This window comes from Actibacterium sp. D185-2, from assembly GCF_054954595.1.
Genome location: NZ_JBPWNX010000015.1, coordinates 47,893 through 72,733 on the forward strand (window position 1 = coordinate 47,893; position 24,841 = coordinate 72,733).

Here is a 24,841-nt window from a genome sequence, read left to right on the forward strand (position 1 = left end):
GGACGATGACACAGCCGCTCAAGGATATCCTGGTGCTGGATTTCAGTACCCTTCTTCCCGGCCCGATGGCCACGCTCATGTTATCCGAAGCCGGGGCCGAGGTTATCAAGTTCGAGCGTCCGGGCACGGGCGAGGATGCGCGCCTGACCGCGCCGAAAATAGACGGGGAAAGCATTGGCTTCGCTGTTTTGAATCACGGTAAGCGGTCGGTGGCAATCGACCTCAAGTCAAAGGGCGCAATGATTGTTCTGCGCCCTTTGCTTGAAAAGGCCGATGTTCTGGTAGAGCAATTTCGCCCCGGAGTGATGGACCGGCTCGGTCTGGGATACGAGGCCGTGCGCGGGATCAATCCCGGTCTCATCTATTGTTCGATCACCGGCTATGGACAGACCGGCCCGAAGGCTTCGACTGCCGGGCATGATCTCAATTATGTGGGCGATTCGGGGATTCTGTCACTGAGCCGTGGTCCGGATGCCCAGCCAACCATACCCTTCGGGCTGGTCGCTGATATCGGGGGCGGAACCTATCCGGCGGTGGTGAATATCCTGCTGGCCCTGATTGCGCGGCAGGCAAGTGGTCAGGGGACGCATCTGGATATCGCCATGTCCGAGGGGGCGTTTGCCTTTGCCTACTGGGCCCATGCCGAAGCTGTGATCGCCGGGCAGAACATCGAGAGCGGCCACGGCCGCCTGACAGGCGGTCTGGCTCGGTATCGGCTGTATACGGCTGCGGATGGACGTCAGATTGCCGTTGGCGCGTTGGAAGAAAAGTTCTGGCAGTCGTTCTGCGATGTCATCGGCCTGCCGCAGGAGCTTCGTGATGACTGGTCCGACCCCAATGCCAGTGTTGCGGAAGTGACGCGCCGTCTGGGCGACCAGCCCTCGACCCATTGGGAGTCTTTGCTGGCCGCGGCGGACTGTTGTTGTTCCGTCGTGAAAACGCCCGCCGAAGCTGCGGCCGATCCGCATTTCATCGCACGCGGCGTATTCGAGCGAAAGCTGAACATTTCCGGTCGGGAGGTACCGGCGCTGCCGCTGCCAATTGCACCGGAATTCCGTTCTGCGGCAAGTTCGGCCGGACGTGCTGCGGCCTTGGGGGAAGACAATACCCGCTTTGGCCAGGACTTGCGAAAAACAGAATAAATCTCATTGACCCGCAGGTTTCCAGATTGTAATCTAACAATTGTTAGAAAAAGATGGAGAGGTCCAATGGCCCAACCCCACGACGACCTGCCGACGGAAGCCGAGCGCTATGTCATGCCATCGCACTTTGTCGAAAGCGACAGCCTCGAAGTGCAGGGTTTCGTCACATCGGCTTTGCGAAATCTTCCTGTGGGCGCGACCAAACGAGACAAGGCGATCCGCCTGTTCGAGGCGGTTCGCGACGACATCCGCTACGACCCGTATTGTTTTGCGCTGGATGAAGATTCCTACCGTGCCAGCCGGATCGCCGGGGTGAAGGCAGCGTACTGCGTCCCCAAGGCAATCCTGCTTGCGGCCTGTCTGCGCGCCGTCGGTATCCCCGCCGCTTTGGGGTTCGCAGATGTGCGCAACCACCTGAATACACCCAAGCTGCAGGAGCTGATGGGGACCGATCTCTTTATCTATCACGGCTACGTTCAACTGTGGCTGGGTGGTGAACCTTACAAGGTAACACCCGCTTTCAACATAGAGATGTGTGAAAGATTCGGGGTCAAGCCTCTGGTCTTTGACGGCTATCACGATGCTCTTTTCCACGAGTTCGACGAACAGGACCAGCGCCACATGGAGTATGTGAACGACCGGGGTCTTTATGTCGATGCGCCGATAGGTGAGTTCCTGAAGGCCTTCACGGAAACTTATCCGAAACTGGAGGAGTTCAACCGCGTTCGGATTTCCAGAGATTCAAGCGGGTATGATTCCGCTTTTGCAGCGGAGCCGGCGACGTGAAGTATTTGGAAGATTTTGAACCTGGCCAGGTGTTTCACTTTCGCAGCGCCCCGATGAGCGCACAGTCCATAAAGGCCTTTGCCCAGGAGTGGGACCCGCAACGGCTGCACACCGACGAAGACTATGCGACCGCGATACATGGCAGCCTGATCGCCTCGGGATTTCAGACCGTGCTTGAGGTGTTCAAACCTGTCGTGACGGATTTGATGACCGGCATGGCGAACATAGGCGGCATGGGCTTTGACAATCTGCGCTGGCTGCTGCCTGTCCGCCCGGATGAACCCCTCGATATCGAAATGACGATCAACTCGGTCACGCCGTCCAAAAGCAAGCCCGACCGAGGTGTTTTGCACTATACGCTCAGCGCCAGGAACCCCAAGGGCGAGGTCGTTCTTTCGGCTGACGCCCCATTGATGATGAAGCGAAAACGAAATGACACAGACTGATATGCTTTCCAGCGACCAGGAAGACCTTCGCCTGCTGCGCGAGAGCGCACGCACCCTGTTTGAACGGGCTGGCGGAAGTGGAAGGGCCAGAAAACTGCGTGACGCCAGTAGCGGCTGGGATTCGGACATGATCGGTGAACTGGCTGGGGCCGGCGTTTTCGGCGTGACGGTGCCCGAAGCAAATGGCGGGCTTGGCATGGGCCTGGCCGCCGGTGGCGTCATCGCCGAGGAAGTCGGCCGCGTGATCGCCCCAGAACCGGTGGTGTTGACGATCGGGCTGAGCCTCGGCCTTCTGCGTCGCCTTCGCCCGGATCATCCGAAGATGGAGCAGCTCATCAACGGCGAAACCACCTTGGCGGTGGCCTGGCAGGAACGCGGCCCGGGCGGAGCGCCCGCTGATGCGACATGCCGCTACGCAGACGGAAAACTGACCGGCAGCAAGGCTTGGGTTGTAGGCGCGGCCGGGTCGCATGGATTCCTTGTTGTAGCCGGGGGGCAAAATGGTCCGGTTCTCGTCCTGACCGAGGCCACCGCAGACGGACTTTCCGTCGACAAGCGCGTGCAGGCCGACGGCAGTTCGCTGGGCGAGCTTTCGTTTTCCGGAACTCCGGCAGAGCAACTGGCTGAGGGTTCCGCGGTCCAGGATGCGCTCGCCGAGGCGATCAGCGATGCAACGGCCTTGGCCGCGGCCGAGCTTGTCGGCCTGAGTGATCGCGCATTTGAGATTACTCTGGACTACATCAAAACCCGCGAGCAATTCGACAAGCCCATCGGCTCCTTCCAGGTTATTCAGCACCGCGCCGTGGATCTGCATGTCATGCGCGAGGTCGCGCAGGCGGGTGTGCGCGAGGCGCTCGCCCAGATGGACGGCGAAACGGTTCCGAAGATCCGCGCGCGGCTGGCAAGCCGTGCCAAGGCGCGCGCTGTCATGGCCGCAAAGAAGATCACGCGCGACGCGATTCAGCTGCACGGGGCGGTCGGCTATACTGACGAGTTTGACATCGGGCTTTATCTGAACCGGGCGCTGGTGCTGTCGGCCTGGTTGGGCGACGACGTATATCACAGGCGGATTTGGCTCGACGCGCGCGAAGAAGAGGGAGCCGCACAATGACCGACTGGAACGCTATGAGCGATGCAGAGTTCCGAAAAGAGGTGCACCAGTTCTTCGAGACGGAATACCCCGAAGAACTGCGCCATCTGCCACACCGCCCGAAATTCGCCGAGATCGAACATTGGCATCGCAAGCTGCACACCAAGGGATGGGTTGCGCCGGCCTGGCCCGCGGAATACGGCGGCATGGGGCTGAACGCCGCCAAGCTGCTGATCTTCTACGAAGAGCAGCAGCGCGGGGGTGTCAACCGTGGCCGAGACATGGGTGTGCAGATGGTCGGCCCCCTGATCATCAAGTTTGGCACTCAGAAACAAAAAGACTATTGGCTGCCACGTATTTTGAGCTGCGAAGACATCTGGTGCCAGGGCTACTCCGAGCCCGGCGCCGGGTCCGATCTGGCCAACCTGCGCACGCGCGCCGAGTTTGACGGAGACGATTTCGTCATCAATGGCCAGAAGATCTGGACCACGATGGCGCATGATGCCACGCACATCTTCATGCTGGTTCGGACCGATCCGAACGCGCCGAAGAAGCAGCAGGGCATCAGCTTCCTGCTCGCTCCGATGGATCAGCCCGGTGTCGACGTGCGCACGATCACAACCCTGTCGGGTGAGACGGAGTTTTGCGAAGTCTTCTTCGACAATGCCCGTACCCCCCGCGAGAACCTCGTGGGCGAGTTGAACAAGGGTTGGAGCATGGCCAAGGCGCTCCTGAGCTTCGAGCGCATCTTCATCGGCTCGCCCGGCCTGGCCCAGAACGCGTTGGGGCAGCTTGAGAGCTTCGCCCGTGGCCGTGGCGCTTTTGACGATCCGGTGTTCCGCGACCGTTTTGCCCAGGCCGCGCTCGATGTCGAAGACCACGCGGCGCTTTATGCCCGTTTTGCGGATCAGCTCAGGCGTGGCGAGACGCTGGGCGCCGATGTCTCGATGCTCAAGATCTGGGTGACCGAGTGCTTTCAGCGCATCACCGAACTGATGATCGAGGCCGCCGGCCCCGATGGCGGCACCGTCGGCCCGCTTCAGGTCGGCAATGTAAGTGTCGATGTCCTTGCGAGCTTCTACAAGGCCAGACCGACGACGATTTACGGCGGATCGAACGAAATCCAACGAAACATCCTGTCCAAGGCCGTCCTCGGATTGCCTGACTGAACCAATACCCTAAGGAGGAAAAGAACCATGTCCGATCGTTACGCAAAATATCACAAGATGAAATTCGACTACCCGGCTGATCGCGTCCTGCGTATCACGTTCGACCGCCCTGAGTCCTTCAACTCCATAGACGCTGAAACCCACACCCAGATGACCGACATGTGGATCGATATCGACCGCGACCCCGACATCAACGCGGTCATCGTGACCGGTGCGGGCAAGGCGTTTTCCGCCGGCGGCGATTTCAGCCTGATCGAAAGCATGATCGGCAATTCGCACGAGATCATGAAGACGTGGAAAGAGGCCAAGGGTCTCGTCTACAACATCATCAACTGCAACAAACCCATCATTTCGGCCATCAACGGCCCCGCGGCCGGTGCCGGACTTGTGGTTGCCCTCCTGGCCGACATCTCGATCGCCGGGAAAAAGGCCAAGATCGTTGACGGTCACCCGCGTCTGGGCGTTGCCGCAGGCGACGTCGCCGCGATCATCTGGCCGCTGCTGACCTCGATGGCCAAGGCAAAATACTATCTGATGACTTGCAAGCCGGTTTCGGGCGAAGAAGCCGAGCGCATCGGCCTTGTGTCAATGTGCGTCGAAGATGACGAGTTGCAGCAGATCGCTTTGGACACGGCCGTCGATCTGGCCAACGGCTCGCAAAGCGCGATCCGTTGGACAAAGTATTCGCTGAACAACTGGCTGCGCCAGGCTGGCCCGATCTTCGATGCCTCGACTGCGCTTGAAATGCTCGGGTTCATGGGCGAAGACGTCAAGGAAGGGGTACTGTCGCATCGCGAGAAGCGCGCGCCGAACTTCCGCAAGGACTGCCCGCTTTAAGCCACGACTGAACAGGGAGGCATGGTCATGTCTGAAGACATCTACAAGGACATAGCTCAGGCCTATGCCGCCGCCGCCGAAAGGGCCCCTGGGCTGAAATCACGATTTGCGGCTGCCGGATTCGATCCGGCGACCGTCAGGTCTCTGGCAGATCTGTCACGGCTGCCGGTGATGAAGAAGGAAGAACTTCTCAAGCTCCAGCGCGCCAACCCACCCTTCGGCGGGTTTCTCGCTGCCGATCTAAGGGATGTCGGCCGGATCTACGTGTCGCCCGGCCCGATCTTCGAGCCGTCGCTTTCGGGCGGCGGTGGACACGGCTTGGACCTGCTGTTCAGATCGGCCGACGTGGGCGCGGGCGACATCATCCTGAACACCTGGATGTATCACCTCGTGCCGGCGGGGCTTTTGTTCGACGAAGCGGCACAGGCCGCCGGGGCCACCGTAATTCCCGGCGGCGTCGGCAATACCGAGCTTCAGGCGCAGATCATCGTCGAAACCGGCGTCACTTCGATCTGCGCATCCACCGCGTTTTTCCTGACGCTGGCGGACAAGGTGATCGAAACCTATGGCCGCGACGCCTGGAAGGTGAAAACGGCCTTCCTCGGTGGTGAGATGGGCGACTGGATGGCCAAGCGCCGCCGGATCGAGGCAGACTATGGCGTGTCGACCTGGGCTGCCTATGCCACTGCGGATCTGGGCCTTGTCGGCTATGAGGATGGCGGCGACGGCTATGTGGTTCATCCCGACCGCGTGGTGCAAATCTGCGATCCGGTCAGTGGAGAACAGGTCGCTCACGGGGAACCGGGTGAGGTTGTTGTGACCGCGCGCGATGCCACCTGGCCGATGATTCGGTTTGGCACCGGAGACAGCGCCTTTGCGCTGGAGAGCAACGCGGATGGCACCGTCAGCCGGATTTCCGCACTGCAGGGCCGAGTCGGCGCAGCGGTCAAAGTGCGTGAGATTTTCGTTTATCCGCGCGTGATCGAAGAAGTTGTCATCGGTACGCCGGGTGCAAAGGCCGCGCAGGCCGTGGTAACGCGCGAGAACGATCGCGACATGATCCGCCTCTCGCTTGTGCTGGAAGACGGTGCCGATGCTTCTGCAGCGGAAACAGCCGCAGCAGAGACCTTCAAACTGCATGCACGAATCCGCGCCGACGAGGTGAGCATTGTTTCGGAACTGCCTGAGAATGCAGAACTGATCATCAACCAAAAGGACGGCTGAGATCGCTTCCCGATCGTCTGCGACAACCGCAGAAACGGAGTAAGCATCCGGCGAGAGCCGCGGCTACGCGGCCTTGATAGCTTCAACTTCAGCACCCCCAAGCATGGAAGGTGGGCAAGCACATCCGCCATCCATGCTTGGGGGTGCTGAAGTAGTCGATGGCTTTGGCGACGCCGTTGTGTTTCGACCGCTTGCCGCGCTCTGCGATCAACCAGCTGCGCAGACCTTTGACCGTATCCGTCCGGTCTGACTGCCCTGCCTGCGTGATGGAGTGGGTGATAGTGTCCACCAAAGAAGTGGACATCTTGAGGTAGGTGATGGCGGGGAAGAAGGGTTTCAAGAAGCGGGTCTGGTCGGATGACGAGAAGCGCACGATTTGCGCGCAGACGTTGACGCCAAACGTTTCGGTTGCACAGGTTGCCCGCCGCTATTCGATGAACGCGAACCTGATTTTCAAGTGGCTGAAGGATCCCCGGTTTGCGCCGGTGGAGAGCGGACCGTCGCCAGAGGAGAGTATCTCTCTTGAAGGCGTTTTCCTTCCTGTCGAGATTGAAGCGTCCGCCCTGGAAGGCCCCACCGCTCGGGCGCGAATGAATGACGTGGCGGCTGATCCTGGACCTGCTGTTTTGGCGCAGCGCGTGGACATCGCACTGTCGGACGGGCGGCGCATTCTGGTGGAAGGCCCGACGTCGCTGGCATCTGTCGTGGGCTTGGTGCGTGGGCTGACGACATGATCCCGGTGCCGAGCAACACGCGGGTTTGGCTGGCGGCTGGCGTCACGGATATGCGGCGCGGCTTCAACACGCTGGCCGCACAAACGGAGAAGCTGCTGGCCGAGGACCCGTATTCGGGCCACCTGTTCGTGTTCCGTGGCCGCCGAGGTGACCTTTTGAAGATCATCTGGTGGGATACACAGGGCGCATGCCTGTTCATGAAACGCCTCGAGAAAGGGCGGTTTGTCTGGCCTGCGGCCAAGGACGGAAAAATCTGTGTCACGGCGGCGCAATTGTCGATGCTTCTGGAGGGTATTGACTGGCGGACGCCGCAACGGACATGGCGGCCGTTGCAGGCCGGATAAGTCAATAAAACATGGGTTTGCGCGCATTTTGCGTTCCGTTCAGGAAGCTGTTCGGATATTAAATGCGCATGCGCGCGACGTTCAAATCCCTGCCCGAAGACCCCACTGAGCTGCGCGCTGTCAGCGAGTTGATGGCGGCCGAAATCAAGGCGCAGGCCTATCAGATCGAGAAGCTGAAGAAGGAACTGGCGGGGCATCGCAAGGCCCGTTTTGGCAGCAAATCCGAAACCATGGATCAGCTTGCATTCGATCTTCAGGAAGATACCGAAATTGCGGCGGCCTCCGAGGCGCAAAAGACAGCTCCCGAAACTGATACTGATCAAGAGGCTCCTGCCAAACGCGCCCAAAATCGCGCACCGCTGCCCGATCATCTGGAACGTCAGGAAGAAATCCTGTCGCCGGGTGACGCCTGCGGCGATTGCGGTGGTGCGCTCAAGCAGCTCGGCGAGGACGCGACAGAAGAGCTGGAATACGTCCCCGGCCATTTTGTGGTGAAACGGATCGTGCGGCCCCGCATGACCTGCACCTGTTGCGAGGCGTTCGCCCAAGCCGAGCTGCCCTCACGCCCGATCACCCGCGGGCGTCCCGGTCCCGGCCTGTTGGCCCATGTGCTGGTCGGCAAATATTGCGATCACCTTCCGCTCTATCGTCAGTCCGAAATCTATGCCCGCGACAAGGTCAACCTGCACCGTTCCACGCTGACCGATTGGGTGGGGCGATCAACGGCGCTGCTGGAGCCACTTGCCGTCCATATCGGCAAACTGGTCCGGGCAGGGCCAGCCCTGTTCGCCGATGATACGCCCGTCAAGATGCAGGCCAAAGGAAAGGCGCAAACAGCGCGCCTGTGGAGCTATGTGCGCGATGAACGTCCGTGGTGCGGGCAAGCCCCGCCCTGCGTCTGGTATCAGTTCAGTGTGGACCGGAAGGGCGAACACCCTTCGTCCCACCTCAAGGGGTATAAGGGGGTGATCCATGCGGACGGCTTCACTGGGTTCAATGGGCTGTTCGGGAAAGATCGCGCCAGTGAGCAAGCCTGCATGGTTCATGTGCGCCGCAAGTTTGTCGATATCTATGAGAGCGAAGGCTCCGCCATCGCCGAAGAGACGATCAAGCGCATCGCTGCCCTTTATGCCGTAGAAAAAGAAGCGCGCTATCAGCCCATTGATGCGCGCGTTGCCCTGCGACAGGCAAAGGCAAAACCGGTCTTTGATGACCTCGAGGCGTGGCTCTCGCTGCAATTGCCCAAGATCTCCGGCAAATCAACCCTGGCAGCGGCCATCCGCTATGCGCTCGGCCGCATGCCAAAGGCGCGGGCATATCTCGAAGATGGCAGGCTGGAGCTGGATAACAATATCTGCGAGCGCTCAATCAGACCGGTAACTCTGGGACGCAAAAATTATCTATTCATGGGATCAAAGGGCGGCGGTGACGCTGCTGCCATTGCCTATACCCTCATTGAGACCTGCCGCATGAACAGTGTCGATCCCGAGGCGTGGCTGCGTTGGGTTCTGGCGCGGGTCGCAGATCACAAAATGCCCCACATCGATGAACTGATGCCCTGGAACTGGATCGCTGAATAAGTCAACGCCAGTCAGACCGGACGGATACCTTTGACCGATGGGCGTGATCATTCATGTCGCGCGGCCAAACGTGTGCCTGCGTCCTTGCCATTGATTTCACGTTCAATATCGAAGATCGCGTCGATCCGTTTCTCCGCTGTTTGCAACCTCGAATCAGAAGTCAACGGATTAGGGAATCCTGAACGTCAACAGCCCGTAGTCAGCAATTGAATCCTTTACAAGAGAAGACCTATCAGTCGGCCGCGTATTCTGCGGTAAAACTTCGAAGACCGTTTTGATCCTGACACCAGACTGTCCCGGAGGTTTCGGCCCCTTCTCTATGCAACTGCAATTCGCAGGGCAGGGTCAGCGGTGCAAGTCCCCGGAAAGAAAAACGGTGGGGCGACGGCTTCAAGGCTTCCGCCGCCAGATTCAGAAGCAGCGTCGCCTGCAATGGGCCATGTACAACTAGCCCAGAGTAGGCTTCGGTTTCGGTGGCGTAGACGTGGTCATAGTGGATGCGATGGGCATTAAACGTCAGCGCCGAATAGCGAAACAGCAGCACCGGATCCGGTGCAAGGCTCGATCTGAGCGTGGTGGGGTCACTCGCGTGAGGCGCGTTCTTGACCGGGCGGGGCGCGGAAATCTCGCGATAGACAATCGATTGCTTCTCCCGAATACAAAGCCGGCCGCCGCTCGAATACTCGTGTTCTACGGTCACAAAGACCAACGTTCCGCTGCGGCCCTGCTTGGCCGTTATATCCCCGATCACCGAGCGGCGGGTGACGGCTTCGCCAATCTTCAGCGGCGTGAGATGTGTAACATCGCCGCCGGCCCACATGCGGGCGGGCAGCGGGACAGGGGGCAGAAACCCACCCCTTGCAGCATGGCCATCGTCTGACAGAGCGGCAGCTGGCACGGTATCAAGGGCAATACACCAATGAATCCCCAGCGGGACATCACCTGCTCCGCCGCAAAGATGCGGACCGAACGTGGCACGGAATTTGTCGATCAGACCGTGCGTCAGGACGTCTTCTTTGGTTTCAGTGCGTCCTAGCCAGGGTGCCAGCGCGTCAAGGTCGATCTCACTCATGGTCCCTGGCCTCAGAACGACCGCGGCATACCCAGGATATGCTCGCCGACATAGGACAGGATGAGGTTGGTCGAGATCGGGGCCACCTGATACAGTCGGGCCTCGCGGAACTTGCGCTCGACATCGTATTCGCGCGCAAAGCCGAAGCCGCCATGGGTCTGGATGCAGGCATTGGCCGCTTCCCAGCTGGCATCGGCGGCCAGTAGTTTCGCCATGTTCGCCTGTGCCCCGCAATCCTGCCCGGCGTCAAAGCGTCTTGCGGCCTCGAAGCGCATCAGGTTGGCGGCCTCGACGTTCACATAGGCCTTGGCGATAGGAAACTGCACGCCCTGATTCTGACCGATCGGGCGATCGAAGACAATACGCTCGCCGGCATAGGCGCGGGCCTTATCCACAAACCAGTATCCGTCGCCGATACATTCCCCGGCAATCAGCGTGCGTTCGGCGTTGAGCCCGTCAAGAATGTGGTAAAATCCGCGGCCTTCGGTTCCGATCAGGTTCTCGGCGGGAATCTCTAGGTTGTCGAAGAACACTTCATTGGTTTCGTGGCCGGGCATGTTGGCGATGGGGCGCACCTCCATGCCATTGCCGATGGCCTCTTTCAGATCAACCATGAAGATCGACAGGCCCTGGGACTTCTTCTTGACATCTTTCAACGGTGTGGTGCGGGCCAGCAGGATCATCAGGTCCGAATGTTGAATGCGGCTGATCCAGACCTTCTGGCCGTTGATCACATAGCGGTCGCCCTTCCTGACCGCTGTGGTCTTGAGCTTGGTGGTGTCGGTGCCGGTGGTCGGCTCTGTCACGGCCATGGACTGCAGACGCAGCGCGCCGCTGGCGATGGCGGGCAGGTATTTCTGCTTCTGCTCGTCCGACCCGTGCCGCAGAAGCGTGCCCATGTTATACATCTGCCCATGGCAGTGGCCCGCGTTGCCGCCGCAGCGGTTCACCTCTTCCATGATGATCGAGGCTTCGGTCAGACCCAGGCCCGATCCGCCGTATTCCTCGGGGATCATCGCGGCGAGCCAGCCCTCGCGGGTCAGCGCATTGACAAACTCCACGGGGTAGGTTTCGTTCTCGCCGAACTTTCGATGATACTCCGGCGGGAAATGTGCACAAAGCGCGCGCAGGGCATCGCGCAGGTCGCCATGGGTGTCGGGAGCTGATGTCTGCATCGCTTATTTCGCTCCCGGTCCCGAGGTTTCAAGGATTTCCTGCTCGGCACGCTGCCACAGCTCATAGGAAATCGGGTTTTCGCTTTCCTCAAGGATATGGCCGACCAGCCCGATCGCCCGCGCCATCACACCGAAGCCGCGCACGATCTTCCAAGGGAACCAGAATTCGCAGCAGATCGCGCCGATGGCACCGGTGGCGTTGATCGGCAGCATCTTTCCCGATTTCGCCTCTGCCACGCCCTGAATTTTCTGAATCAGAGCGACATATTCGCCGGATTTGCCATTCTCGGCGGCGATCTGGAACAGGCGCGGTGTGCGTGGATCAACCGGCTTGTGTACCGGATGGCCAAGCCCCGGCACGATGGCCTTGCGGGCGCGGAACTTTTCGACCGTCTCGACGGCAAGCGCATCCAGATCGACACCGGTTCCCAGCTTGTCCTGCGGCAGCGCCTCGTAAAGCATCTTCGACGCGCCCTCCATCGAGCCGACAAAGACCGTGCCCAGCCCGCACAGACCGGCCGCCACCGCCGCCTGAAGCGATTCCGGCGCGCCCATATAGGTCATGCGCGCGGCAAGGGCCGAAGGCGTGATGCCATGTTCCACCAGGGTAATGACGATGGCGTTGAAGACCCGGCTTTCCTCTGGCGTGGCCTTGCGGCCCGTCAGTTGCAGAAAGGCGAGATCGCCCAGGTTCATGTGGCCCAGGATCTCGTTCGGCAGGTCCAGGCCCCGCACGCAGATCTTGTCAGGTGTGCTCCAGCCGATGTTCGAACTGATCTTTTCCTTGCGCTTTCCCATCAGACCGGATCCCACGAAAAGACATCCGCCGACACTTCGAGCGGTGTGAACTGCGATCTGAGCGCGGGAATGGCGCGCTCGGCGATTTCATCTGCTGTCCAGCCATCACCGGAATGAACCGACCGCACCGGGCGGGGCTGGTTGAAGAGGAAGATCTCATTGTTGCGAACGGCAAAGATCTGCCCGCTGACGCCATCGGCCTTGTCGGACATGAGGAAACAGGCCATGGGTGCCACCTTTGCAGGGGTCATCTGTTTGAGCTTTGCAACCCGCGCCACCTGATCGGGCGTTTCGGTCTTGATCGACGAGATCATCCTGCTCCAGGCAAATGGCGCGATGCAGTTCGACCGCACGTTCCACCGCTTCATGTCGAGCGCGACCGATTTCGAGAACGCCGCGATACCCAGCTTTGCGGCCGAATAGTTCGCTTGCGCCAGATTGCCGATCAGACCCGAGGTCGAGGTCATGTGAACCAGGGCGCCGCCTTCCTGTTCGCGGAAATAATCGGCGGCAGCGCGGCTGGTATTGAAGGCACCATAGAGATGGACCTTCACCACCGCATCGAAATCCTCATACGTCATCTTGTGAAAGAACCCGTCGCGCAAGATGCCTGCGTTGTTGACCACAGCGTCAATGCGCCCGAATTCCTTGACACCGGCCTCGATCATCGCACGCGCGGCCTCGGGGTCGGTGACCGAACCGCCATCGGCGATCGCATCACCTCCGGCGGCTTTGATCTCTGCGACGACAGCCTGAGCGGCGCTTTCGGTCTGGCCGGTGCCTTTCAGGGACGCCCCCAGATCATTGACCACCACTGCCGCCCCTTCGGACGCCGCCATCAGCGCGATATCGCGGCCGATACCGCCACCCGCGCCGGTGACCAGAACCACTTTTCCGTCAAGTGCCTTTGCCATATTCATTCCTCTTCAGTTTGCCTTGCGGTACTTGTCGAGCCCGCCGGTATGCATGACCCGGCCCATCAGTGGTGCGCCGATGATTTCTTCCGCCTTAACCGCCGCAGCGATCAGCTTGTCCAGGTCGATCCCGGTTTCGATGCCAAGCTCGTGGCACAGGAACACCGCATCCTCAGTGCAGACATTTCCTGCGGCGCGGGCATGGCCGTGGCCCGCGAAGGGACAGCCGCCAAGACCGGCGACCGAGCTTTCGAACATGTCCACCCCCATCGACAGGGCCGCGTAAAGATTGGCGATGCCAAGGCCGCGCGTGTCGTGAATATGCATCCCGATGCGCGCATCGGGTGCCATTTCGCGCAGCGCGCCGATCATGCGCTTGACCGCTTCGGGGTTGCCCCAGCCCATCGTGTCGGCGATCACCAGAATCGGCACCGGAATGTCCTCGTCCTTGCAAAGATCGAGGACGAAGCGGAAATCGTCCAGGACGCGGCTCTGCGGGATCGGTCCCTCGAAGTTGCAGCCGAAGGCGGTCATCACATAGGCCCCATCGACCGTATATCCCTCTTCCTTGTAAAGACGAACCCAGTCGCGTTGTTTGTCCCGCATTTCCGCAGAGGAACAATTGTTGTTCGATTGCGCGAAAGCCTCGGACGGGTAGAACAGCAGGCGCGGGTCGATATCGACCTCATGCGCCGTCAGGGCCTTGCGAAAGCCCTTGTCGTTCAGCCACAGCGATGTGTAATCTACGCCCGGCTTGCGCTTGATACGCTGGAACAGCTCGCCTGTGTCCGCCATCTGCGGCACATATTTCGGGCTGACAAAGCTGCCGACCTGAATGCGTTTCAGACCGGTTTCGCTGAGCATGTCGATCAGTTCGATCCGCTCTTCGACCGGATAGATCTTTTTTTCGATCTGGAATCCCTCGCGCGGGCCTTCTTCACGAAATTCGACGAATTTGGGAAAGTCGCTCATTTCATCACTCCTCGGATGGCAGGATCTCGGCGATGACCTGGCCGCGATCGACCATGTCCCCATTCGAGACGGATATATTGCTGGCGATCCCGGCCGCGGCCGCCCGGATCGAGATTTCGAGTTTCATGGATTCCATGACCGCGACCACGTCGCCTTCGGCTACGCTCTGACCACCGGAGACCTTGATTTCGACAATCATGCCGGTCAGCGGAGAGGTCACGGCGCGATCCCCCGCGGCATCGCCGCCGGCAAAGGCAAGGGGCGCGGCGGGGCGGAAGACCAGGCGGCCTTCGGGCGTGTCCAGTTCGATCACGCCCGCGTGCAGACGTGCCTCGATCAGATGGACGGTGTCGCCTTCGCCGACACGCCAACAGCCCGGGGTCAGTTCACGTGCCGACAGTGTCAGCGCCTCGCCGTTTTCCGAATAGACGGTGTATCTGGCACCCGGTTTGACAGGGCCGATGCGCAGTTCTTCGGATACCTCGTCAGAATCGGTGAGCGTCACGCTTTGCCCTGCTTCCATCGCATCGCCGCCCAGGCCGAGCCGCCAGCCGGTAAAGGCATCACGGTTGGTCCAGGGATTGGCATCCGTATCGCCGCGCGAGGCGGCCACGAACAGAATGGCGGCAACCGCTTTCCACAGATCAGGGCGAACGAGGGGGGACGCCTGTGTCAGCTCGGCCAACCGGCCGTCGATCCACCGTGTATGAACCTGCATCCGTTCGAATTCAGGGTTTCGCGCCAGTGCCCTCAGAAAGGCGCGATTGGTCTCGACGCCTTCGACCGCGACATGATCAAGCGCCGTGGCCAGACGTGCCAATGCGGTTTCCCGGTCGGGCGCGTGCACGATCAGCTTGGCGATCATCGGGTCGTAATAAGGCGTGACCGCATCGCCTTCCTCGACGCCGCTGTCGATGCGCAGGCCCGACGGCAGGCTGAGCGTGGTCAAGGTGCCGGTCGACGGGGCGAATTGCATCGCCGGATCTTCGGCGTAAAGCCGCGCCTCGACCGCGTGGCCGTTGATCGTCAGATCGTCCTGCACCAATCCAAGGCCCGCGCCTTCGGCAATCCGCAGGTGAAGCGCGACAAGGTCCAGCCCGGTGATCGCTTCGGTGACGGGATGTTCCACCTGAATGCGCGGGTTTACCTCAAGGAAGAAATACTCGTCCCCCGCGACCAGAAACTCGACCGTGCCCAGCCCGCGATAGTCCAGCGTTTCACCAAGGCGCACCGCGTCGCGCGCGATGTCGTCCATAAGCGTCCGGGGCAGACCCCAGGCCGGGGCTTCCTCGATGACCTTCTGGTGGCGGCGCTGAAGCGTGCAATCGCGTTCGAACAGATGCACCACATGGCCCTTGCCGTCACCTGCGATCTGCACTTCAACATGGCGCGCCTCGGGCAGGAAACGCTCCAACAGCAGCCCTTCGGAGCCGAAGGTGGATTTTGCTTCGCGCAGCGCGCCTTCGATGTCCTCGACCAGCGTGGTTTCGTCAGTGACGAGCCGTTGCCCTCGCCCACCACCGCCGCCGACAGCCTTGAGCAGCACCGGCAGGCCCATTTGGCGCACCTCCTCTACAATCTGCTCGGGATCGGACCGCGCACCTTCGGCGCCCGAAATCACCGGGACGCTGGCCGCCACGGCGGCCTCTTTGGCGCTGGCCTTGTCGCCGAAACGTTCAAGCGTTTCCGGCGTCGGCCCCATGAAGATCATGCCAGCGGCTTCGACCGAACGAGCAAAATCGGGGTTTTCGGCCAGAAAGCCATAACCGGGATGGATCGCATCCGCGCCCACTGATTGCGCAGCGGCAATCACCGCGTCGATTTTCAGATAGCTCTCGGATGCAGGTCCGGCGCCGATACAGACCGACCTGCCGATTTCGCGGACATGCAGGGCATTGGCGTCGGCCTGCGAATGCACGCCGACAGGGGTGATCCCGCTGGCCCGCGCGGTGCGCGCGATCCGGCAGGCAATTTCACCGCGGTTGGCGATCAGAAGCGTTTTGATTTTCACGGTTCGCTCCTCACATCCTGAACACGCCGAAGTTGGTATCGACCTTGGGTCTGCGCGATGTCACATCCAGCATCAGCGCCATGACGTCACGGGTCTCACAGGGTTCGATCACGCTGTCGATCCAAAGGTTGGACGCGAAATTATAGGCCCCCTGAAAATCCTCGTATTCCTTGCGGATCGGCGCCTTGAAGGCTTCCTCCTCCTCGGGGGTCCAGCTTTTGCCTTCGCGCTCGTTGATCTGGGCGCGGACCTGGGCCAGCACGCTTGCGGCCTGTTCCGGCCCCATGATCGCCGACCGTCCCGTCGGCCAGGCAAACATTGCGTCCGGCTGGAACGGGCGGCCCAGCATCGCCAGGTATCCGGCCCCGTAAGAGCCACCGGTGATGATTGTGAATTTCGGCACCCGGGCCGAAGACATGGCCGTGATCATCTTGGCGCCGGCCTTGGCAATGCCCATCTGCTCGACCTCGCGGCCCACCATGAAGCCGTTCACATCGGCCAGGAACAGCAGCGGAATATCACGCTGGACGCAGAGATTGATGAAATGCGTCGCCTTCAGCGCGGCTTCGACGAAAAGCACGCCTGTATTGGCGATGATCCCGACCTCATGGCCGTGGATGCGCCCCCAGCCGGTCATGATCGTGTCGCCATAAAGCGGCTTGAATTCGTGAAAATCGCTGTCATCCACCAGCCGGGCGACGATCTCGCGGTTGTCGGTCGGCACCTTGGGGTCGCGGCTGACGAGACCATATATTTCCTCGACCGGATAGGCAGGTTCACGCGGCGTTTCCGGCGTCTTGCGGGGCAGGGGCTTTTCGCCCAGGTGTCGGACGATATCGCGGGTGATGGCCAAAGCATGGGCATCGTCCTCGGCCAGATGGTCGGTCACGCCGGAGACAGAACAATGCATCTTGCCGCCGCCCAATGTTTCGGCATCCACTTTTTCGCCGGTCGCGGCAAAGGTCAGCTCTGGTCCGCCCAGGTACATGAAGCCCTGGCCGCGCACGATGACCACCTCGTCGCAGAGCGCGGGGATATAGGCACCACCCGCGGTGCAGGGCCCCATGACCACGGCGATTTGCGGCACACCGTCACCCGACATGCCGATCTGTTGGTGAAAGATGGACCCGAACTGGCCTTCGTCGGGGAAAAGGTTGGCTTGGTCGGGCAGGAAGGCCCCGCCGGAATCCACGAGCGTGATAACAGGCAGGCGGTTTTTCCAGGCGATCTTTTGTGCCCGGACATGTTTGCGGCAGGTGATCCCGAAATAGGTGCCGCCTTTCACTGTAGCATCGTTGGCGATGATCATGCACTGGCGGCCTTCGATCACTCCGATACCGGTGATGATGCCGGCGCCGGGCGGAACACCCTTGTGCATGTTCAGTCCGGCCAGCTCGCCGAGTTCCAGAAAGGGGGTGCCCGGATCGATCAGCCGTTCGATCCGTTCGCGGGGCAGGATCTTGCCTTTTTCCACATGACGTTCGCGCGCCATTTCGGGGCCGCCGACGCGCTGTGAGAGCCGGAGGGCATGCAGTTCATCGACCTTTTCGCGGTAAGACGCGTCGTTGGCGCGGAAGTCGTCCGACGCAGTGTCGAGAAGGGATTTCATTCTAGTCATGGCAGGTCTGGATATTTCCTGAGAACGAAGGCGACCTTCGCGGCGCCGGGTTTTTCAAAAGTGTCGGCCGCAACCAGGTGAACGTCGGCCTTGAAGACCAAGGAGTCGCGCAGCCGCTGCTCGATTTTCTTTTTGAGGGTGACGTCATCGGCCGGATCGCGATCGGGGCCGCGTTCGACAATCACCGTCAGCGCGCCCTGCGTGGTGTGGCCCTCGAAATCGGCCACGATTCGCATGACGCCGTTGGTGTCCGGCACCATTTCGGTAATGATGCTGTTGATCGCCGACGGGAAGACATTGGCCCCGCGCACGATCAGCATGTCGTCGGTGCGGCCGGTGCAGCGGATCTTCGGTCCGGTGCGGCCGCAGGAGCATTCGGTATCGATCACTTCGATATAATCGCCTGACCGGAACCGCACGAGCGGGCTCGCCTGGCGGCCGAGCGCGGTATAGACCATCTCGCCTTCTGCGCCTTTTTTCCAGGGAATGATCCTGCCGCTCTCCGGGTCGAGCAGCTCGGTCAGGACATAATCCATGTTGACCATGTGCATACCCGACTGGGCGTCGCACTCGGCCCAGTATGTCACGCCCAGATCGGTGCCGCCCAGCATCTCGGTGCATTTCGCACCCCAGGCCTTTTCGATCTTTGCCCGAATTGCGGGAATGCCGCCGCCCGGTTCGCCGCCGACGATCACGCGCTCGATACCCAGTTCGCTGGCCTTGCAGCCAAGCACCTCGGGAGCCTTTTCGGCCAGGTGCAGCACAAAGTTCGGGGCGCCGACCACGCAACGCGGGCGGGTGTCGGCGCAGGCGCGCAGCAGCCGTTCCGCACCGCCATCGGCGCCCACCGGCACATCGATCGTGCCCATGTACTGCAATCCCTGCATCACGGGGATGCCGCCGACAAAGCCCTTGGCGAGCGAAAATGCGTGCAGCACCATATCGCCGGGACGCACACCATTGGCAAAGAAACAGCGCGCTGTCATCTCGTGCCACATTTCGGCGTCGGATTCTGTCAGGGCCACATATGAGGGGCTGCCGGTCGTGCCCGACGAGGCCTGCATCTGGATGATGTCCGACATGGGCGCGGTACGGTGCTTGCCAAAGGGCGGCTCGGCGGCGAGGCTTTCGCGGATCTCGGTCTTGTAGGTATAGGGAAGTTTTTGCAGGTCTTCGATAGTGCGGATATCGTCGAATTCCACACCGGCCTCGGCGAACTTTTCCTGATAGAAGGTCGAGTTCGCCTTGAGATACGCCATCTGATCGCGCAGCCGCTCTTCCTGAATACGGCGCACCTCGTCGAGCGGTGTGCCCTCGATCAGGTGCCAGAAGCGATCATTTACCTTGTCGGCGGCATCCTCCCGCCGGAAGCGCATTCCAAATTGCATGTCGTTCTCCATGTCGGGCAGAGCGATCAATAAGACCGCGGCAGACCCATGACCTTTTCGCCGATAAAGCTCAGGCACAGTTCGCGATTCACCGGTGCTGTGCGCAAAAGGCGGACCAGCGGGTACATTTCGTAAAGCCCCGTATCTTCGGTAAAGCCCGATCCGCCATGCGCCTGAAGCGCCGCGTCGACCGCTTCGATCCCGGCCTCGGCGGCGGCATATTTGGCCATGTTCGACGACGCACCGGCGGGCAGCTTGTTGTCAAACTCCCATGCCGCGCGCCGGGTCATCAGACTGGCCATTTCGACTGCCGCATGCGCCTTGGCCATCGGGTGCTGCACGCCCTGGTGCGCACCGATGGGTTGGCCGAACACATTGCGCTCGGACGCATAGGCCACGCCCTTGTTCAGGGCAAACCGACCGATGCCGCAGCACAACGCGGCCAGGATGATGCGCTCGGGGTTGAGGCTGTCGAACAGGATCGAGAACCCTTTATCCACCTCGCCGACCACATCCTCGGGACCCAGATCCACCTCATCGAAGAACAAGGTCCACTGTTCTTCGGGCAGGGGGATCGAGATCTTGACCCGCTGCATTGCGACGCCCTTTTTCTTCAGGTCCACGGCAAAAAGGGTAAAGCCGTCGGTCTTGCAGCTGACCTCGGTGTGCGGCTTGGTCCGCGCCACAACCAGGCAATAGTCGGACACATCGGCCCCAGTGATGAAGGTCTTTTCCCCCGACAGACTGAACCGGTTGCCCCGGCGCTTGGCCAGCGTGGTGGACTTCATCGTGTTCGACCCGGCCCCCGGTTCAGTGATCGCGAAACAGAACTGGATTTCGCCCCGGCAGGCGGCCGGAAGCAGCTCTTTCTTGTGGAACTCGGTGCCGTGGCTGGCGATATGGGCCAGCGACATGGTCGGGCCGACCACCATCATCAGCAGCGGAATGCCGTGATTTGCCGTGCCTTCCATGAACAGGGCCATCTCTGTCATGCCAAGCCCGGCACCGCCATATTCTTCGGGAACCATGATGCCCAGAAAGCCGTCATCGGCGATCTGGTGGAACATTTCGTGCGGAAACTCGTGCTTGCGCGCGTGTCTCAGCCAGTAATCGTTGTCGAATTCTTGCGCCAACTGACCGCCGTATTCGTAGATCTGGCGCTGTTCGTCGTTCAAAGTGAATTCCATGTTTTCCTCAAGTCTTGAATTCGGGGGCGCGCCGGTTCTCGAATGCGTCGAGCCCCTCGGCCACGTCATCACTGGGCAACGCGCGCACGGCGGCGTCACGCTCCAGCCGCATTTGCTGGTCGATGCCCAGGTCCGCACCTTCCCGTGCCAGGCGCTTCATCTCGGCGATACCGGGACGCGAGCGGGTGGCGATTTTTTCGCAGTATTCCAGCGCGGACTTGTGCAGATCCGCATCCGGCACGATGTAGTTGACCAGCCCGGCCTCTTTGGCCTCGGCGGCCTTCAGCCAGCGGGCAGAGAACATCAGGTCAAGCGCCCGGCGTTGCCCCATCAACCGCGTCAGCCGCTGCGAGCCGCCCCAACCGGGAATCAGCCCGAATTGCGCGTGCTGGTCGCCGAACTGGGCGGTTTCGGCGGCAAAGCACACGTCGCAGGCCAGCATCAGTTCAATCCCGCCGGCCAGACACAACCCCTGCACCGCCACGACGACAGGGAGGGAGCAGGTTTCGAGCGCACGCAGGTTCTTCATGCCAAAGGCGATGAAATGGTCCAGTGCGGCGGGATCGTTCAGTTTGCCCTTCACCTCGGTCAGATCGGCACCGGTGCAAAAGTGCTTGCCTTGCGCCAGGATGAGGATCGCCCGAATATCCGGGTTCGCCTCGAATTCCGCGCGCGCGGCAGATATGCGCTCATGCACGTCAAGTGACAGGCAATTGAATTTCTCGGGTCGGGCCAGCTCGATGATGCCGACGCTACCTTCGATGGTTACGGCGACCGGAGCACTCATTTCGACACTCCCTTCGCCCTTTTGTCATACTGCAGCGCCAGCCGCCCGACCTTTTCGCGGGCGATCACCAGCTTCTGGATCTGCGCCGTGCCGTCGCCGATCTGCAGGCCAAGAACGTCGTTGTACCGCTGATGGTGGGGCAGGTCGGTGGTATACCCGTAATGGCCGTGCAGAATCAGACACTGGTGCAGTATCTCGCAGGCGGTTTTGGGCAGGTACCACTTGCACATGGCGGCCTGAGAGGTGTGCGGCAGGCCACGGTCGCGCAGGTCCAGCGTGTAATAGCAAAGCTGGCGCATCATGGTCAGTTGGGTCTCGGCCTCGGCCAGGGGAAAGCTGACACCCTGATACTGCACGATCGGGGCTCCGAATGCCTCGCGCTCCTGAACGTAGGCCCAGGTTTCATCCACCGACGCTTGCGCGGCCCCCAGGCACTCCAGCCCGATCAGTGCGCGGGAATAGTCGAAGCCCGCCATGATCGTGCCAAAGGCACGGTCCTGTTCCGCCATCATATTTTCGGCCGGAACGAAAACATCGTCAAAGAACACCGACCCGCGCCCGACAGGCTTGGTGCCGATGTCGTCAAAATGGGTGCGCTTGATGCCTTCCTGGTTCAGATCGACGAAAAAGGCGCTGACCCCGCGTGAGCCGCCGTTAGGATCGCCGGTACGGGCAAAGACGACCGCCGCATCCGCCTGACTGGCAAAACTCATGGATGTCTTTTCACCGTTCAGCCGCCAGCCGTTGCCGGATTTCTCAGCTCTCAGAATCAGGTTCGCCGCATCCGAACCGCCGCGCGGCTCTGTCAGGCCCAGGCCAATGACCGCATCACCCGAAACAACCTTGGGCACCCATTCCGACGCGATGTCCTTGGAGGCATGTTTGGCAACCATTCCGCCCATGAGAGAGCCCAGAAGCTGCACGTAACTTGCGTTGAAATCGGCATAGGCGATCTCTTCGACGATCAGCCCTGACGTGACAGAGCTTTCGCCGAGTCCCCCGAATTCCTCGGGCAGATCGGCCCCGATCAGCCCCAGTGCGCCCATCTCCTTGATCAGAGCACGGTCGAATGTATGGCCGCTGGCGCGTTCTTGATATGTGGGCGCAAGCCTTTCAGTTGCGAAGCGCTTTGCGGTCTCGCGAAACGCCTTCTGATCGTCTGTAGGCTGGAATTGCATCGGTGCTCCTCCCCATGAGCGAAAATCTTCTTTCCAAAAATCTAACAAATGTTAGAATGTAGATCAAGTGCAGTTTTGAGGAGGAGAACCAAAGTGAAAAATAGACCAGATGGAAGCTTTGAAACCATGCTCTCGCCCATCCGCGCAGGCCAGCATACATTGCGAAATCGTGTCATCATGGGGTCGATGCACACGCGGTTGGAAACCGAGCCTGACGGCATAGCCAAACAGATCGCGTTTTACGCCGAGCGTGCGCGGGGGGAGGCGGCGATTCTGATCACCGGCGGGTTTTCGCCCAATGCCGAGGGCATATTCGATCCAGAAGGTCCGCGAATCGATGATCCGGAAGAAGCGCTTAGCCTGCGCCCGATCTGCGAGGCGGTGCAGGCCGAAGGCAGCCTGATCTGCGCGCAACTCCTCCACGCCGGGCGCTATGCCAAGATCGAAGGGTGTGTGGCCCCGTCACCGATCCGCGCCCCGATCAACCGTTTCATCCCGCGTGAAATGACCGACGCCGACATTCTCCGTACCATCGAGGATTTTGCCGTGGCGGCCGCCAATGCGCAGGCCGCAGGCTTTGATGGCGTCGAGATCATGGGGTCCGAGGGATACCTGATCAACGAATTCACCGTCACCCATACCAACAAGCGCCAAGACGACTGGGGCGGCAGCGCCGCGAACCGCCACCGATTCCCGGTCGAGATCGTGCGCGCGGTGCGCGAACGTTGCGGCCCCGAGTTTCTGGTCATCTACCGGATTTCGGCGGCCGATCTGGTCGAGGGCGGCGCGCCCGCCGATGAAATTGCCGCACTGGCCCGCAAGATCGAGGCCGCAGGTGCGGATATTCTGAACACCGGCATCGGCTGGCACGAGGCCCGTGTGCCGACGATCGCCTATCCGGTGCCGCGCGGTGCCTGGCGCAAGGCGGCAGCCAACGTGAAAGCGGCCGTGTCGATCCCGGTGGTCGCCTCGAACCGGATCAACACACCCCAGCTTGCCGAAGACATACTTGCCTCTGGCGATGCGGACATGATCTCGATGGCGCGCCCGTTTCTGGCCGATCCGCATTTCGTGAAAAAGGCGCGAGAGGGCCGCGCGGACGAGATCAACACCTGCATCGCCTGCAACCAGGCCTGTCTGGATTTCATCTTTTCGGACCGGCCGGTCGGATGTCTGGTCAATCCAAGGGCCGGGCGTGAAACCGAATTCCAGGATACGCCAACCGACGCGCCAAAGAAAGTGGCCGTCGTCGGCGGTGGTGCCGCGGGCATGGCCACAGCCGCCGAGGCGGCGCGGCTGGGCCATGCTGTCACGCTGTTCGAGGCGCAGGACAAGCTGGGCGGTCAGCTGAATCTGGCCCGCGCCGCACCCGGCAAGGACGAATTCGACGAAACCCTTCGGTATTATGCCGGTCAGATGCAGAAACACGGGGTCACGCAGCGTCTGGGACAACGGGCAGAGGCGAGCGATCTTGAAGGCTTCGACCATGTGGTCATCGCTACCGGGGTCACGCCGCGGGTTCCCGACCTGCCGGGTATCGACCATCCCAGCGTCGCGACCTATGCCGAAATTCTGTCCGGCGACCGTGTGGCGGGCGACCGTGTCGTCGTGATGGGGGCAGGGGGCATCGGTCATGATGTGGCCGAGTTCTTGGTGACCGAACCCGCCGAGACTGCCAACTCCGACGTCTTTTGCGAAACCTGGGCTGTGGACCCCGAATTTGTCTCCTCGGGTGCCCTGAGTGGCGACCCTCTGGCCCCGGAACCATCGCGCCGCAAAGTCGTCATGCTTCAGCGCAAGACATCGAAACCCGGTGCAGGTCTGGGCGTCTCGACAGGGTGGATTCTGCGGAATGCGCTGCGCAAACACGGGGTCGAGGCCATGGGCGGCGTGACCTATGAATATATCGACGACGCGGGGCTGCACATCGTTGTGGATGGAAAGCCAAAGGTCATCGCGGCCGATACAATCGTGTTGTGCACCGGTCAGGAGCCGGAACGGGCCCTGGCAGAAGAGCTTGCCGCGCGCGGCGTCCCGGTTACAATGATCGGCGGGGCAAAGGAGGCCGCCGAACTGGATGCGCTGCGAGCCATTGATGAAGGCGTGCGCCTGGCGCAGGGTCTCTGAACCGAAGCCCGCGCAAGGGGGGATACCATGCTGACCGAAGTTTCGCGTGCAGGACGCGCCGACCTTTATTCGATCTTTCGAACCCGCGCACAGGATTGCGCGGGGGATCTGGCCATCGAGGACGGCAGCAAGAGACTGAGCTAGTTCACCCTGAACAAGTCCCAACGCATTGATTTTGTTTTATGAAGCGGCGTTTTCAGTATTCTGGAACTGCAGGATTTGGTAGGTTTCGGGCGAGAAGCCTGCAATTTCGGATCAACGT

Annotated in this window: 23 protein-coding genes; 11 read left to right on the plus strand and 12 right to left on the minus strand. The window is 61.0% G+C overall.

What is annotated here, in order from left to right; all coding sequences use genetic code 11:
* The first annotated feature begins 5 nt into the window (after nt 1-5).
* From ACSR1C_RS17240 to ACSR1C_RS17270, 7 genes are all read left to right on the plus strand, one after another.
* On the plus strand, nt 6-1,142 hold the full coding sequence (locus ACSR1C_RS17240; RefSeq protein ID WP_460260446.1) for a CaiB/BaiF CoA transferase family protein: 1,137 nt from the start codon (nt 6-8) through the stop codon (nt 1,140-1,142).
* Between the two features lie 66 nt (nt 1,143-1,208).
* Nucleotides 1,209-1,928, plus strand: coding sequence for a transglutaminase-like domain-containing protein (locus ACSR1C_RS17245; RefSeq protein WP_460260445.1), 720 nt, complete (start codon nt 1,209-1,211; stop codon nt 1,926-1,928).
* Nucleotides 1,925-2,374, plus strand: coding sequence for a MaoC family dehydratase (locus ACSR1C_RS17250; RefSeq protein WP_460260444.1), 450 nt, complete (start codon nt 1,925-1,927; stop codon nt 2,372-2,374). Before ACSR1C_RS17245 ends, ACSR1C_RS17250 begins: the two co-directional genes overlap by 4 nt.
* Complete coding sequence (locus ACSR1C_RS17255; RefSeq protein ID WP_460260443.1) at nt 2,361-3,485, plus strand: acyl-CoA dehydrogenase family protein; 1,125 nt, start codon at nt 2,361-2,363, stop codon at nt 3,483-3,485. Before ACSR1C_RS17250 ends, ACSR1C_RS17255 begins: the two co-directional genes overlap by 14 nt.
* Complete coding sequence (locus ACSR1C_RS17260) at nt 3,482-4,633, plus strand: acyl-CoA dehydrogenase family protein (RefSeq protein WP_460260442.1); 1,152 nt, start codon at nt 3,482-3,484, stop codon at nt 4,631-4,633. The genes ACSR1C_RS17255 and ACSR1C_RS17260 overlap by 4 nt, the downstream gene beginning before the upstream one ends.
* 27 nt (nt 4,634-4,660) lie before the next feature.
* Nucleotides 4,661-5,470, plus strand: coding sequence for an enoyl-CoA hydratase/isomerase family protein (locus ACSR1C_RS17265; RefSeq protein WP_460260441.1), 810 nt, complete (start codon nt 4,661-4,663; stop codon nt 5,468-5,470).
* A 27-nt stretch (nt 5,471-5,497) separates the two neighbouring features.
* Nucleotides 5,498-6,694, plus strand: a complete 1,197-nt coding sequence (locus tag ACSR1C_RS17270) for a phenylacetate--CoA ligase family protein (RefSeq protein ID WP_460260440.1) — start codon at nt 5,498-5,500, stop codon at nt 6,692-6,694.
* 88 nt (nt 6,695-6,782) lie between these two features.
* Here ACSR1C_RS17270 and ACSR1C_RS17275 read toward each other — a convergent pair whose 3' ends face one another.
* Nucleotides 6,783-7,034: a hypothetical protein gene (locus ACSR1C_RS17275; protein ID WP_460260439.1), complete on the minus strand. Its 252-nt coding sequence runs from the start codon at nt 7,032-7,034 to the stop codon at nt 6,783-6,785.
* Between ACSR1C_RS17275 and tnpA the strand changes: the two genes are divergently transcribed.
* The 3 genes from tnpA to tnpC all read left to right on the plus strand — a co-directional run bounded on the left by tnpA (nt 7,012) and on the right by tnpC (nt 9,352).
* Nucleotides 7,012-7,428: an IS66-like element accessory protein TnpA gene (gene tnpA, locus ACSR1C_RS17280; RefSeq protein ID WP_460260438.1), complete on the plus strand. Its 417-nt coding sequence runs from the start codon at nt 7,012-7,014 to the stop codon at nt 7,426-7,428. The two genes, ACSR1C_RS17275 and tnpA, sit on opposite strands and share 23 nt — an antisense overlap.
* Nucleotides 7,425-7,772, plus strand: coding sequence for an IS66 family insertion sequence element accessory protein TnpB (gene tnpB / locus ACSR1C_RS17285; protein ID WP_442041564.1), 348 nt, complete (start codon nt 7,425-7,427; stop codon nt 7,770-7,772). Before tnpA ends, tnpB begins: the two co-directional genes overlap by 4 nt.
* 68 nt (nt 7,773-7,840) lie before the next feature.
* Nucleotides 7,841-9,352, plus strand: coding sequence for an IS66 family transposase (gene tnpC / locus ACSR1C_RS17290; protein ID WP_460260483.1), 1,512 nt, complete (start codon nt 7,841-7,843; stop codon nt 9,350-9,352).
* Between the two features lie 232 nt (nt 9,353-9,584).
* Here tnpC and ACSR1C_RS17295 read toward each other — a convergent pair whose 3' ends face one another.
* From ACSR1C_RS17295 to ACSR1C_RS17345, 11 genes are read right to left on the minus strand one after another with little or no spacing between them, the layout of a single operon-like run.
* Nucleotides 9,585-10,424, minus strand: a complete 840-nt coding sequence (locus ACSR1C_RS17295; RefSeq protein ID WP_460260437.1) for an HTD2 family dehydratase — start codon at nt 10,422-10,424, stop codon at nt 9,585-9,587.
* 11 nt (nt 10,425-10,435) lie between these two features.
* Nucleotides 10,436-11,599, minus strand: a complete 1,164-nt coding sequence (locus ACSR1C_RS17300; RefSeq protein ID WP_460260436.1) for an acyl-CoA dehydrogenase family protein — start codon at nt 11,597-11,599, stop codon at nt 10,436-10,438.
* A 3-nt stretch (nt 11,600-11,602) separates the two neighbouring features.
* Nucleotides 11,603-12,397, minus strand: a complete 795-nt coding sequence (locus ACSR1C_RS17305) for a citryl-CoA lyase (RefSeq protein ID WP_460260435.1) — start codon at nt 12,395-12,397, stop codon at nt 11,603-11,605.
* Complete coding sequence (locus ACSR1C_RS17310) at nt 12,397-13,311, minus strand: SDR family NAD(P)-dependent oxidoreductase (RefSeq protein WP_460260434.1); 915 nt, start codon at nt 13,309-13,311, stop codon at nt 12,397-12,399. Before ACSR1C_RS17310 ends, ACSR1C_RS17305 begins: the two co-directional genes overlap by 1 nt.
* 12 nt (nt 13,312-13,323) lie before the next feature.
* Nucleotides 13,324-14,283: a hydroxymethylglutaryl-CoA lyase gene (locus ACSR1C_RS17315; protein ID WP_460260433.1), complete on the minus strand. Its 960-nt coding sequence runs from the start codon at nt 14,281-14,283 to the stop codon at nt 13,324-13,326.
* A 4-nt stretch (nt 14,284-14,287) separates the two neighbouring features.
* Nucleotides 14,288-16,294: an ATP-binding protein gene (locus ACSR1C_RS17320; protein WP_050685881.1), complete on the minus strand. Its 2,007-nt coding sequence runs from the start codon at nt 16,292-16,294 to the stop codon at nt 14,288-14,290.
* A 10-nt stretch (nt 16,295-16,304) separates the two neighbouring features.
* Nucleotides 16,305-17,912: an acyl-CoA carboxylase subunit beta gene (locus ACSR1C_RS17325; protein ID WP_050685883.1), complete on the minus strand. Its 1,608-nt coding sequence runs from the start codon at nt 17,910-17,912 to the stop codon at nt 16,305-16,307.
* A complete protein-coding gene (locus ACSR1C_RS17330; RefSeq protein WP_050685945.1) occupies nt 17,909-19,300 on the minus strand; it encodes a phenylacetate--CoA ligase family protein in 1,392 nt (463 codons plus the stop codon). The genes ACSR1C_RS17325 and ACSR1C_RS17330 overlap by 4 nt, the downstream gene beginning before the upstream one ends.
* 26 nt (nt 19,301-19,326) lie before the next feature.
* Entirely contained in the window at nt 19,327-20,487 is a 1,161-nt protein-coding gene (locus tag ACSR1C_RS17335) for an acyl-CoA dehydrogenase family protein (RefSeq protein WP_460260432.1), read from the minus strand.
* 7 nt (nt 20,488-20,494) lie between these two features.
* Nucleotides 20,495-21,274, minus strand: coding sequence for an enoyl-CoA hydratase/isomerase family protein (locus ACSR1C_RS17340; RefSeq protein ID WP_460260431.1), 780 nt, complete (start codon nt 21,272-21,274; stop codon nt 20,495-20,497).
* The gene (locus ACSR1C_RS17345) at nt 21,271-22,452 is read right to left on the minus strand and encodes an acyl-CoA dehydrogenase family protein (protein WP_460260430.1); all 1,182 of its coding nucleotides are present in this window, start codon (nt 22,450-22,452) and stop codon (nt 21,271-21,273) included. Before ACSR1C_RS17345 ends, ACSR1C_RS17340 begins: the two co-directional genes overlap by 4 nt.
* Before the next feature lie 126 nt (nt 22,453-22,578).
* Here ACSR1C_RS17345 and ACSR1C_RS17350 point away from each other — a divergent pair, with 126 nt between their 5' ends.
* Entirely contained in the window at nt 22,579-24,579 is a 2,001-nt protein-coding gene (locus ACSR1C_RS17350; protein ID WP_050685900.1) for an FAD-dependent oxidoreductase, read from the plus strand.
* Nucleotides 24,580-24,841: the final 262 nt, after the last annotated feature.